The 11,992-nt window shown below is 73.1% G+C and carries 10 protein-coding genes; 4 read left to right on the forward strand and 6 right to left on the reverse strand.

Going from position 1 to position 11,992, the window contains the following annotated elements; genetic code table 11:
* Positions 1–11 precede the first annotated feature (11 nt).
* Positions 12–1,025 (forward strand): EamA family transporter RarD, encoded by a 1,014-nt coding sequence (rarD, locus tag AC07BS_RS22785; RefSeq protein WP_478934096.1) that lies wholly within the window; start codon positions 12–14, stop codon positions 1,023–1,025.
* A 111-nt stretch (positions 1,026–1,136) separates the two neighbouring features.
* Positions 1,137–2,498 (forward strand): M28 family metallopeptidase, encoded by a 1,362-nt coding sequence (locus AC07BS_RS22790; protein ID WP_478934098.1) that lies wholly within the window; start codon positions 1,137–1,139, stop codon positions 2,496–2,498.
* A 130-nt stretch (positions 2,499–2,628) separates the two neighbouring features.
* Here AC07BS_RS22790 and AC07BS_RS22795 read toward each other — a convergent pair whose 3' ends face one another.
* The 6 genes from AC07BS_RS22795 to AC07BS_RS22820 form a co-directional block, all read right to left on the reverse strand.
* Positions 2,629–3,504 carry an ABC transporter permease gene (locus AC07BS_RS22795; protein WP_478934100.1) on the reverse strand — a complete coding sequence of 292 codons (876 nt, stop codon included), beginning with the start codon at positions 3,502–3,504 and terminating at the stop codon, positions 2,629–2,631.
* Positions 3,491–4,474: an ABC transporter ATP-binding protein gene (locus AC07BS_RS22800; protein ID WP_478647180.1), complete on the reverse strand. Its 984-nt coding sequence runs from the start codon at positions 4,472–4,474 to the stop codon at positions 3,491–3,493. Before AC07BS_RS22800 ends, AC07BS_RS22795 begins: the two co-directional genes overlap by 14 nt.
* Positions 4,475–4,529: 55 nt before the next feature.
* Entirely contained in the window at positions 4,530–5,783 is a 1,254-nt protein-coding gene (locus AC07BS_RS22805) for a LolA family protein (RefSeq protein ID WP_478647181.1), read from the reverse strand.
* 285 nt (positions 5,784–6,068) lie between these two features.
* Positions 6,069–7,079 (reverse strand): polyprenyl synthetase family protein, encoded by a 1,011-nt coding sequence (locus tag AC07BS_RS22810; RefSeq protein WP_478647183.1) that lies wholly within the window; start codon positions 7,077–7,079, stop codon positions 6,069–6,071.
* A gap of 208 nt (positions 7,080–7,287) precedes the next feature.
* Complete coding sequence (locus AC07BS_RS22815) at positions 7,288–8,493, reverse strand: NAD(P)-binding domain-containing protein (RefSeq protein ID WP_478647184.1); 1,206 nt, start codon at positions 8,491–8,493, stop codon at positions 7,288–7,290.
* A 55-nt stretch (positions 8,494–8,548) separates the two neighbouring features.
* Positions 8,549–9,805 carry a carboxylate--amine ligase gene (locus tag AC07BS_RS22820; protein WP_478647185.1) on the reverse strand — a complete coding sequence of 419 codons (1,257 nt, stop codon included), beginning with the start codon at positions 9,803–9,805 and terminating at the stop codon, positions 8,549–8,551.
* A gap of 239 nt (positions 9,806–10,044) precedes the next feature.
* Here AC07BS_RS22820 and AC07BS_RS22825 point away from each other — a divergent pair, with 239 nt between their 5' ends.
* Positions 10,045–11,232, forward strand: coding sequence for a fumarylacetoacetate hydrolase family protein (locus tag AC07BS_RS22825; RefSeq protein ID WP_478647187.1), 1,188 nt, complete (start codon positions 10,045–10,047; stop codon positions 11,230–11,232).
* On the forward strand, positions 11,229–11,960 hold the full coding sequence (locus AC07BS_RS22830; RefSeq protein ID WP_478934104.1) for a GOLPH3/VPS74 family protein: 732 nt from the start codon (positions 11,229–11,231) through the stop codon (positions 11,958–11,960). The genes AC07BS_RS22825 and AC07BS_RS22830 overlap by 4 nt, the downstream gene beginning before the upstream one ends.
* Positions 11,961–11,992: the final 32 nt, after the last annotated feature.

Raw genomic sequence — 11,992 nt, forward strand, 5'->3', positions numbered from 1 at the left:
AGGGAAACCGCATGCCACCCACACCACCGTCATCCAGCTCATCCGGCTCGTCCGCCGAGAGCCGGGCGGGGCTGCTGTACGGCGTCGCCGCCTACGGGATCTGGGGGCTGTTCCCCCTGTACTGGCCGCTGCTCGAACCGAGCGGGGCGATCGAGATCCTCGCGCACCGCATGGTGTGGTCCCTCGTGACCGTCGCCATCGCCCTGGCCGTGACCCGGCGCTGGGGGTGGATACGCCCGCTGCTGCGGCAGCCGCGACGGCTCGCCGTGGCGGCGCTGGGCGCGGTCGTCATCTCGGCGAACTGGTGGGTCTACATCTGGGCCGTCAACTCCGGCCATGTCGTCGAGACGTCCCTGGGCTACTTCATCAACCCCCTCGCCACCATCGCCCTCGGCGTCATCGTGCTGCGCGAGCGGCTGCGCGTCGGGCAGTGGGTGGCGGTGGGCGTCGGCCTCGCCGCCGTCGTCGTGCTGGCCGTCGGCTACGGCAAGCCGCCATGGATCGCGCTCGCGATCGCGGCCACCTTCAGCACGTACAGCCTGGTGAAGAAGAAGGTCGGGCTGGGCGGGCTGGAGTCGATGGCCGTGGAGACGGCCGTGCAGTTCCTCCCGGCGCTCGCGGTCCTGCTGTTCCTGGGCGGACGCGGGCAGTCCACGTTCGTCTCCGAGGGCGGCGGGCACCTGCTGCTCCTGCTGGGCACGGGTGTGATCACCGCGGTGCCGCTGATCTCCTTCGGCGCGGCGGCCGTGCGGCTGCCGCTGTCGGTCCTGGGCATGCTCCAGTACCTCGCGCCCGTCTTCCAGTTCGCGCTGGGGCTGCTGGTCTTCCACGAGGCGATGCCGGCCGAGCGGTGGGCGGGCTTCGCGCTGGTGTGGCTGGCGCTGGCGGTGCTCACATGGGACGCGCTGCGGACGGCCCGGCGGTCCCGGTCCGATCTGGAGGCGGCGCGCGAACGTGTGGCAACTGGTAACACAGAAAACACAATTACCCCTCAGGCAACAGAAACCACAGCTCACAGCGGGTGAGCACCTGCCCGATATCCGGAAACCGGTGATCGGTGTCCGAAAGCCGCCCTTGACGCGACTTCGGGGGGCCCTCAACATCATGGCCACGTCAAATGGAGTTGGGAGCCCCCCATGCCTGAACTCAACGGACCAACCCTGCACCGAAGATCACGCCGCGCCGGCGCGCTCCTCACCACCGGCGCGGCCGTGGCCGCCACCCTGCTCGGCCTCTCCCCGGCAACGGCCCACGCGGTTCCCACCACCGCCGCCGCCACCGCCGGCCGGAGCGTCGCCGCGCCCGACATCTCCGTGGCCAACGTCAAGGCCCACCTGAACCAGTTGCAGTCCATAGCCACCGCCAACGGCGGCAACCGCGCCCACGGGCGCAGCGGCTACAAGGCCTCGATCGACTATGTGAAGGGCAAGCTGGACGCCGCCGGATTCACCACCACCGTCCAGCAGTTCACCTCCAGCGGCTCCACCGGCTACAACCTGATAGCCGACTGGCCGGGCGGCGACGCCAACCACGTCGTCTTCGCCGGGGCCCATCTGGACTCGGTCTCCCGCGGCGCCGGGATCAACGACAACGGCTCCGGCTCGGCCGGCATCCTCGAGGTCGCCCTCACCGTCGCCAAGCAGGGCTACAAGCCCGACAAGCACCTGCGGTTCGCCTGGTGGGGAGCCGAGGAGCTGGGCCTGGTCGGCTCGCAGAACTATGTGCGCCAGCTGCCCACCACCGAGCGGTCGAAGATCGACGCCTATCTGAACTTCGACATGATCGGCTCGCCGAACCCCGGCTACTTCGTCTACGACGACGACCCCACGCTGGAGGGCGTCTTCAAGGACTGGTACGCCGCCCGCAACATCCCCACCGAGATCGAGACCGAGGGCGACGGCCGGTCCGACCACGCGCCGTTCAAGAACGCGGGCATCCGCGTCGGCGGCCTCTTCAGCGGCGCGGACTACACCAAGACCGCCGCCCAGGCCGCGAAGTGGGGCGGCACCGCCGGACAGCCGTTCGACCGCTGCTACCACGCGTCCTGCGACACCACGGCGAACATCAACGACACGGCGCTGGACACCAACAGCGACGCCATCGCCCACGCGATCTGGACCCTGAGCGGCGGTGGCGGCACCACCCCGCCCTCCGGCAAGGTCTTCGAGAGCTCGGCGCCGCTCGACATCCCCGACGCGGGCTCGGCCGTCGAGTCCTCGATCGCCGTCACCGGCGTGACGGGCAACGCCCCGGCCGCGCTCAAGGCCTCGGTCGACATCCGGCACACCTACCGGGGCGACCTGGTGATCGACCTGATCGGCCCGAGCGGCAAGGCGTACCGGCTGAAGAACTCCAGCGACGACTCGGCCGCGGACGTCACCGAGACCTACACCGTCAACGCCTCGGCCGAGACGGCGAACGGGACCTGGAAGCTGCGCGTCCAGGACGTGGCCGCGCAGGACACGGGCCGGCTGGGCAGCTGGAAGCTCACCTTCTGATCACCCTGGTCCCCTGGTCACCCTGGTCACCGCGTGATCCGGAGGTGATCACCGTGTGATCCCTTGAGCCAGCACCTTCCACCCCCCATGGAGCGGGCGCCGGGCCGGCCCACCACGGCCCGGTGCCCGCTCACACCGTGATGTCCTTCGCCGTGAAGCGGGCCCAGGCGGCCGAGCCGAACACGGCCGCGTAGAGCGCCTGGAGCCCCAGGTCACGCAGGATCCCGTCCCACATCACCGGGTCCCGCAGCAGGTCCGCGAAGCTCAGCCAGTAGTGCGGGAAGAGATACGGCTGGATGGCGGCCAGCTGCGGGAACTGATCGAGGATCTGGACGGTGATGAGCAGCCCGACCGTGGTGGCCATGGCCGCGACGCCGCTGTTGGTGAGCGTCGAGACGAACAGACCCAGCGCGGCCACACCGACCAGCGACAGCGCCACCACCCCGGCGATCGCCAGCGCCCTCAGCAGCCCCTCGCCGAACCCGATGGTCGTACCGCTGATCAGCGTGACCTCGCCCAGCGGGAAGAGCAGCGCCCCCACCGCCAGCGCCGAGACGGCGACCACCAGGGTCGCGGCGAAGCAGAAGGCGATCGTCGACGCGTACTTGGCGAGCAGCAGTCGCGTCCGCCCGGCGGGGGCGACCAGCAGATAGCGCAGGGTGCCCGCGCCCGCCTCGCCGGCGACGGCGTCGCCCGCGATCACGCCGATCGCCATCGGCAGGAAGAACGGCAGGGTCGCGGCGAGCGCGGCGAAGACCAGGAAGAGGCCGTTGTTGGTGACCTGGTTGACGAAGGCCGGCCCGGCACCGCCGTGGGGGCCGTCGCCGTCACCCGTCTCGATCTTCACCGCGACGCCGATCAGGACCGGGACGGCCGCGAGGACGCCCAGCAGCGCGAGGGTGCGCCACCGGCGGAAGGTCGTGGTCACCTCGCTGCGGAACAGTGAGAGCCCCCACCCGCGGGCCGCGGCCGTGGCATGCGCGACCGGCGGCTCAGCCCGCGACATCGAAGCCCTCCCCGGTGAGCGCCACGAACGCGTCCTCCAGCGAGGCGCGTTCGGTGCCGAAGGCGCGGACGCGCACGCCCGCCCGGACGAGCGCGGCGTTGAGGTCGGCGAGCTCCACCGACGGGCCGGCCGGCGGCTCTCCGGTGACCCGGTCGTCGAGGACCGCGAGGTCGTTCACTCCGTGCTCCTTGAGGACCCGTACGGCCTCCGCCGTGTCGGGGGTGGTGACCGCCAGCCGGCCCCGGGTGGAGGAGGCCAGCTCGCCGACCGTCCCCTGGGTGAGGAGCCGGCCCCGGGACATGACGGCGACATGGGTACAGACCTGCTCGATCTCGTCGAGGAGGTGGGAGGAGAGGAAGACGGTGGTGCCCTCGGCGGCCAGCGAGCGCACCAGCGTACGGATCTCGCGCATGCCCTGCGGGTCGAGGCCGTTGGTCGGCTCGTCCAGCACCAGCAGCTCGCGCGGCTGGAGCAGGGCCGCGGCCAGGCCGAGGCGCTGCTTCATGCCGAGCGAGTACGCGCGGGCCTTCTTGCCGGCGGCGGCCGCGAGCCCCACCCGCTCCAGGGCGTGGGAGACCCGGGCCGCCCGGGTGCGGGGGTCGGCCATGGGGTCGGCGGAGTCGAACCGCACGAGGTTGTCGCGGCCGGACAGGAAGCCGTAGAGGGCGGGCCCCTCGATCAGGGCGCCCACCCTGGGCAGCACCCGCCGGCCGCCGCGCGGCATCTCCTCGCCGAGCACCCGGGCCGTCCCGGCGGTGGGCTCGATGAGCCCCATGAGCATCCGGATGGTGGTCGTCTTGCCGGAGCCGTTGGGCCCGAGGAAGCCGAAGACGCTGCCGCGCGGCACGACGAGGTCGAGCCCGTCGACGGCGGGCCGGGCGCCGAAGCGCTTGGTCAGCCCACGGGTCTCGACCACGGGGTCCCCGTCCGTGGCGCCGGGCCCCTCCTCCGGCCTGGACCGGCTCTCCACGGTGTCTCCTCTCGCGGTGCGGCCCGGGGGCGGGCGGGTGCCGCCCCCGCGGCTGCTACTTCTTCGCCTCGGCGGCCTTGATCAGCGCGTCCTTGGAGACCGCGCCGGCGTAGACCGTGCCGTCCTCGGTGACCAGGGCGTTGACGATCTTCGTGCTGAAGACCCGGCCGGTGCCGAAGCCGCCCGAGACCTTGCTGCCGAAGCCGTCCAGCAGCGCCTCGGCGTCGGCGTTCCCGCCGCCGTGCTTGCCGCCGCTCCTCGCCTTGCCGGAGACGACGCCGCCGGCCTCCTTGCCCACCGGGATGCGGGCGATGGACGCCCAGCCCGTGCCGGTGACCTCGGCCTTCGAGGTGTCACCGGCGAGACCCGGCAGGCCCAGCGCCTCGGGCAGCGCGCCCTTGTGGTCGCGGCCCGCGTCCTTGCCGGCGCCCTTGCCGTCGTCCTCGGTCACCTTGGCGCCCTTGGGCGGGGTGAAGGAGAAGGTGTCCGCGGCGGGCTTGCCGAAGTCGACCCGGGTGAAGCCGGCGTCGACGACGGCCTTGCCGCCGCTCTTCGCGGCGAGGGTGAACTTCAGCGGCACACCGGTCTTCGCGTCCACCGCGATCCGGACGGAGCCGACGGTCGACTCGCTCTGCCGGGGCTTGATCACCAGCTGGTAGGCGTCGCGGCCGGCCACCCGGGCCGTGCCGTCGACGGTGACGGCCGTGGTGTCACCGGCCGCGTCGAGGGCCTTCTTCGCCAGCTCCTGCGGCGTGGCGGTGCCGGCGCCCTTCGGCAGCTCCCGGCCCTTCCCGTGGCCCTTGGCCTCCTGCCCCGCGGGGGCCTTGGAGTGGTGGACGGTGTTGCTCGCGCTGTCGTACGCCCAGAGCTGGTCGCCGTTGCGCACGACGGTGTACTCGGCGGCGTTCTCGATGACCGACAGGCGCTGCTTGTCGGGGCCGTCGGCGGCGACGCGCAGCATGTGGGTGCCGGAGAGGAGCTCGGTGAGCTTGGCCTCCGGGGAGGGGGCCGAGCCGCCCTTGGCACCGTCGTGGCCGCCCTTGCCGGCGCCCGCGCCCCCGCCGAAGGAGGCGCCGCCCGGCAGCGAGGGCAGGCCCAGGTCGGTGGTGACCCTGACCGTGCCCGATATCCGCTGGGTGTCGGAGGCGGCCACCTTGGCTATGAGGTCCTGCGCGCTGATCGTGGGAAGGTCCGGGTCGCCGGTGCCGGCGAACGCCGATGTGAGTCCGATCGTCGCGGCCGCGACGCCCGCCACCGCGACCGGCACCGCGTAGCGGACGGCCCTGCGGGTGGGTTGGATTCGTGCCATGTGCTCTACCTCCGTCGTCGGCGGCGGTCTGTCGCGTCCTGCACTCGCCCACACCTAGGCATTGTGGCCCGACCGCTCGGTGGAGGCGCCGGAGTCAGGGGGATTCCCCTGAGGACGACGCTTTCGATTCCATCAAAACGACCACGGAAAGTCGTCAGCCGACGGGATCACGTCTCCGTACGCCTTCGGTATGACGCCCCGTAGGGGCGCCCCCGCCGAAAGTCGAACCGCGCGGCGCACCGCCCGCGTGCCCGGCCCCGAGCGGCCGGGCCGGCGGAGCCGGGGTCAGCCGGCGCGGTGCACCACGAGGTCGCAGAGCTCCTCCAGCGCCGCCTTGGCCGGGCACTCCGGCAGCGGGGCCAGCGTGGCGCGGGCCTCCTGGGCGTAGCGGACGGTGTCGCGGCGGGCCTGCTCCAGGGCGGGGTGCGCGCGCAGCCGGCGCAGCACCTCGGCGTGCCGGGCGTCGTCGGTGAGGTCGCCGTCGAGCAGGTCGCACAGCTCGCGGTCGGCGGGGTCGCCGCCGGCGGCGGCGCGGGCCCGCAGATGGAGCACCGGCAGGGTGGGGATGCCCTCGCGCAGGTCGGTGCCGGGGGTCTTGCCGGACTCGTGGGAGTCGCTGGCGATGTCGAGGACGTCGTCGGCGAGCTGGAAGGCGACGCCGAGGCGCTCACCGTAGTGGGTGAGGATCTCCACGACCCGCTCGTCCGCGCCCGACATCATCGCGCCGAAGCGGCCGGCGACCGCGATCAGCGAGCCGGTCTTGCCGGAGATGACGTCGAGGTAGTGCTCGACGGGGTCGCGGCCGTCGCGCGGGCCCGCGGTCTCCAGGATCTGGCCGGTGACCAGTCGTTCGAACGCCTCGGCCTGGATGCGCACGGCCTCCGGTCCGAGGTCGGCCAGTATGTGCGAGGCGCGGGCGAAGAGGAAGTCACCCGTGAGGACCGCCAGCGAGTTGCCCCAGCGGGCGTTGGCGCTGGGCACGCCGCGGCGCACGTCGGCCTCGTCCATCACGTCGTCGTGGTAGAGCGTGGCCAGGTGGGTGAGCTCGACCACGACCGCCGAGGGCACCACGCCCGGGGCGTACGGGTCGCCGAACTGCGCGGCGAGCGCGACGAGCAGCGGGCGGAACCGCTTGCCTCCGGCCTGGACCAGGTGCTGGGCGGCCTCGGTGATGAAGGGCACGCCGCTCTTGGTGGCCTCGAGGAGGCCCTCCTCGACAGCGGCCAACCCGGCCTGGACATCGGCTTCAAGAGCCTGGTCCCGCACGCTCAGCCCAAAAGGCCCGACGACGGTCACGAGGGTTACTCCTGTCTGCCTGCGGACACGGGGATTGTCGATGTGTCGCTGTCTTCACCAAAAGTCAGCGTATCCGGTCGGCTGTCGATCACCGTGGGCGCCGTCCCCTTCAGGCACCCGTCGCCGGCCTCCCCGTGGCGCGTCCGGGCCGTCAAACGCCGGGCGGGCTGAAGAGTCAGCCCGCCCGGCGTCAGGTGAAATGCCCGGTCTATCCCTGTCCCACCGCCCGTGCCAGCCGCGGAGAGGCATATTCCGTGCCGCAGACGAACCGCATCACCGGGCCGAAACTCGCGGCCGCCGGCAGCCCGGTGAAGAACAGTCCCGGCACCGACGAGCGGTAGCCCGCGCCCAGCCGCGGCCCGCCCGCGGCCACCGCGAGGCGGGTGCGCAGCCCGGGGCCGAGGAAGTCCAGCGCGGCCACGTCCACCCGGTAGCCGGTCGCCGCGATGACGTGGTCGGCGCGCAGCTCGCTCTCGGGGGCGCCCTCCCCCTCACCCGTCAGCGTCAGCACGGGGCGCCCGGATTCCACCCTGGCGCGGACGATCCGCTTGCCCTCGGTGACCCGCACCCGGCCGACGAACCGCTCGCGCAGCCACCACGCGCCCAGCGGCCCGAGCACCCGGCGCACCAGATAGCGGCGGGCGGGCGCGGGCAGGTGGCGGAAGCCGTCGGCGTGGTACGAGAACGCGTAGAGCGACCAGGCCCGCCCGAACGGGGTGTCGGGCTTGAGCGCCGGCTGCCCGTCCGGCGCGGCGCCGAACCGTACGGCCCCCCGACGGCGGGCGACGACCCGTACCGACGCGCCGGCCTCGGCCAGCAGCACCGCGCTCTCCAGGGCCGACTGGCCGGCGCCGACGACGGCCACCTCACGGCCGGCGAAGACCGACAGGTCGCGGTGTTGCGAGCTGTGCGAGACGGGCCCGGTGGGCGAGGGCCCGGCCGGCACGGCGGAGGACAGTTCGGGCGGCAGCTGGGCCAGCCCGCTCAGGCCGGTGGCCACGACCACCGCGCGGGCGGCGAACTGCTCGCCCGAGTCGAGCTTCAGCTCGAAGCCGCCGCCGGAGTCGCGCCGTTCCACCGAGACCACGCGCTCGTGCTCCAGCTGCGGCACCAGCCGCTGCTGGAACCACAGCCCGTAGCCGGCGAAGGTCTCGACGGGGATGACGTCCCAGTCCGACTCGAAGCGCCGCTCGCCCACGTCCTGGCAGTAGTCGAAGAGGGTGTGGCCCGGCTGCGGGGCGTCGATGTTCGAGGCGGAGGGGGTGGATTTCAGCAGCATCCCGGCGGGCATGTGTTCGCGCCAGCTCACCATCGGCGAGCCGAACACGCGCGTCGGCACGGCGCGCGCTTTCAGATGGGCTGCGGTCGACAGGCCGTACGGGCCGGCCCCGATCACGGCTACGGGCAGTGTCACGAGTCCCCTCCCAGGGCGTTGCTGCCGGGCACGTTGCGCACGTGGTGTCGTTCGGTCACTCGGAGACGGCGGCGGAGCGGCGCCGGGAACGCCACAGCTGCCACAGATGACGCGCGCCCGGCCGTACGAACCGGGCGAGCATGGTGAAGAAGGGCTTCATGTCGTCGCGCGCGGCCCAGGCCAGCTCGGTGCCGTTGGCGCGGGCGGGCGCGTGGGGGGTGGTGTAGCCGCTGCGGCGGTAGGCGGCGAAGGCGGGCAGGTCGATGTTCTCCACGACGAAGCGGCGGCCCGTGAGCTGCTCGCCCTCGGGCACCGCCCGCCCGGTGAGGTCGAGGTGCTGGGCGCGGACGACGTCGATGCCCGCCTCGTTCTCGAACATCCGGAACTGGGCGCCCATGCGGGGGTTGAAGTCGAGGAGCTTGTACCGCCCGTCCCGGCGGTCGAAGCGCCAGTCCAGGTCGATGATCCCGCTGAAGCCGATCTGCTTGATGAACTGCGCGGCCATGGCCGCCAGTTCGGGGTTGTCGACGATGTAGGCGTTGGCGGTCATACCGGCGTGCGGCGGCCAGGAGCGCACCTTGACGCCGGTGAACATCGCCAGCGGGGTGCTCTCGGCGTCGAAGTAGGCGTGGACGATCCAGTCCTCCGCCTCCTCGCGCGGCAGATACTCCTGAAGGATCACCCCGGGCGTGGGCCCCCACTGCCGGGCCAGCGCCAGCAGCTCGCGCGGCCCGCCGATGCGCGTGGTGCCGTGCACGGCGGGGTGCCGGCGCCGCTCGAACGCCTCGCGGTTCTTGGCGACCACCGGGAAGGCGGCCACCGAGGCGTACTTCTCGATCTCCTCGTACGACGCCGGGAACAGCGTCGCCGGGGAGGGCACGCCGTGCTCCACGCACAGCTCGTGCAGCCCCTGCTTGCTGGCCAGCCGGCGCGGCAGCCCGCGCTCCACGGGAGGGAAGAGGAAGGAGCCGGCCAGCTCCTCGGCGTGCTCGGCGATGAGCACCGCCGCCTCCTCGTCGGTGGGGATCAGCACGGCCGGCCGGCCGATCCGCCGGCCTATCCGCAGCAGGCCGGCCACCAGCTCCTCGGGGCGCTCCGTGCCCGTGGTCGGCCAGACGAAGCCGGAGCGCAGATAGCGGGAGACGGCGGCGGGGGTCCATCTGTCCTCGGTGACGGCGTACATCGGGACGCCCAGCCGGCCGAGACTGCGGATCGCGCCGACCCCGCCGTGATGGAGCGGATAGTCGCCGATCTTCAGAATCAACCCGGGTACGGAACGGTCCGCCGCCACCGGCGCGCTCCTGCTCGCCACCAGCACCCCCCTCGGCCACCCAGCCTCAGCGGCCCCCCACTGTGTGTGACCCGACTTAGGACGCTACTTCGGAATCGACACCTCCAGCAAGGAGTTACCGGACATTGCCCTCCCTTTAGCCAGCGGTCGGACACCTGTCCTGCACCTCTTGCCCGGCCGCCACCGGCACGTAATGTGAGCACCGGCCCACCGGGGCCCCGGCTGACGAACCGTCCAGGACGAAGGCGAGGCAGCGTTCCATGCCCCAGCACCACCCCCGTGACCTGGCAGAAGGCGACCCCTTCGGCCCGGAGACGCTCCCCTACGGCGTGTTCACCACCCCCGACGCGCCCGACCGCCCCCGGATCGGCGTCCGCTACGGCGCGCACGTCCTCGACGCTGCGGCTGCCGCCGCCGACCGCGGTTCCGCTTACGCCCACCTACTGGCGGAGCCCACCCTCAACCCGCTGATGGCCGCGGGCCGGCCGGTGTGGCGGGCGGTACGGGCCGAGGTGCGCACCTGGCTGGACGGACCGTACTTCCATCCGCTCGACCAGGTGTCCCTCCACCTGCCGTTCGAGGTCGCCGACTACGTCGACTTCTACGCGAGCGAACACCACGCCACCAACGCGGGCCGCATCTTCCGCCCGAACGGCGAGGCCCTCACGCCCAACTGGAAGCACCTGCCCATCGGCTACCACGGGCGCGCGGGCACCGTGGTGGTCTCCGGCACGGACGTCGTGCGCCCCCAGGGCCAGCGCAAGGCCCCCGACGAGGAGCTCCCCACCTTCGGGCCGTCCCGGCGCCTGGACATCGAGGCCGAGGTCGGCTTCGTCGTCGGCACCCCGGCGCCCACCGCCACCCCGGTCGCCCTCGGCGACTTCCGCGAGCACGTGTTCGGCGTCTGCCTGGTCAACGACTGGTCGGCGCGCGACCTCCAGGCCTGGGAGTACGTGCCGCTCGGCCCGTTCCTCGGCAAGTCCTTCGCCACCTCCGTCTCGGCCTGGATCACCCCGCTGGACGCCTTCGACGAGGCCCGTACGGAGCCGCCGGCGCGCACCCACCCGCTGCTTCCCTACCTCGACGACTCCGCCGCCGAGCCCGGCGGCATCGACCTGCGCATCGAGGTGACCCTCAACGGCGAGACCCTCTCCCGGCCGCCGTTCTCCGCCATGTACTGGACGGCCGCCCAGCAGCTGGCCCACATGACCGTCAACGGCGCCTCCCTGCGCACCGGCGACCTCTACGCCTCCGGCACGGTCAGCGGCCCCGAGCCCGACCAGCTGGGCTGCCTGCTGGAGCTGACGCGCGGCAAGGGCCCGTACCTGGCCGACGGCGACGAGGTCACGCTGACCGCGTGGGCCCCCGGCCCGGGCGGCGCGCGCGTCGGCCTCGGCGAGGTCACCGGCCGGATCACCCCGGCGCGCACCGCGCCGCCGGGCGCGTGAGCGCCGTGCACGCCTCCGGCCTGCCGCTGCCGGAGGAGCTGATCCTCCTCGCCCACCACCCGGAGACCGGCAGACGGCTGTGCGGCGACCGGCCACTGGCGTACGGCCTGGCCGGGGCGGTCCTGGCCGAGCTCGAACTGAGCGGGCACATAACCCGGGAGCACGACCGGCCGGTCACGGCCGGCGCCGCGGCGCCGCCGGAGAACCGGCTGCTCGCCTGGCCGCTGTCGAGCCTGCCGGCCCCCGGCGGCCAGGGCCCGAAGACCCGCCAGTGGATCCGGTCCGCGGCCCACTACATGGAGGAGCCCTGGATCACGGGGCTGATCGAGCGCCGGGCGCTGAACGCCAAGGCGCCCGACCGCTTCGCCGTCGACCGGTCCCTGCGCTACCCCGTGGGGTCCGACGACCTGACCGGGCCGGCCCGGCAGCGCTTCGAGGGCGCCCGCAAGGCGGGCTTCCCCACCCCGCGCGACCGGGCGCTGGCCGCGCTGGTGGCGGCGATCGGCGTCGACTCGGCGCTCTACCCGGGCTGGGGCGGCCGGCGCGACCGCAAGCCGATGCGCCGCCTCATGGACGACGGCTGGATCTCCTGGGCGGTGTACCGGAACATCCGCCAGGACTCGGCGAACAGCGGTTCGAGCAGTGGGGGCGGCGGCGGTGGCGGCTGCGGGGGCGGCCACGGCTGCGGCAGCGGCTGCGGAGGCGGCTGCGGCGGCGGAGGCGATTGAGCCGGCGCGGTGCTGCTAGCTTGTCGGGCCCG

Source organism: Streptomyces sp. NPDC044063 (genome assembly GCF_056434285.1).

Bases quoted from the DNA above. Each gene is read 5' to 3' on its own strand.
- rarD (WP_478934096.1), top strand. From the start codon at position 12: ATGCCACCCACACCACCGTCATCCAGCTCATCCGGCTCGTCCGCCGAG.
- AC07BS_RS22790 (WP_478934098.1), top strand. From the start codon at position 1,137: ATGCCTGAACTCAACGGACCAACCCTGCACCGAAGATCACGCCGCGCC.
- AC07BS_RS22795 (WP_478934100.1), bottom strand. From the start codon at position 3,504: ATGTCGCGGGCTGAGCCGCCGGTCGCGCATGCCACGGCCGCGGCCCGC.
- AC07BS_RS22805 (WP_478647181.1), bottom strand. From the start codon at position 5,783: ATGGCACGAATCCAACCCACCCGCAGGGCCGTCCGCTACGCGGTGCCG.
- AC07BS_RS22825 (WP_478647187.1), top strand. From the start codon at position 10,045: ATGCCCCAGCACCACCCCCGTGACCTGGCAGAAGGCGACCCCTTCGGC.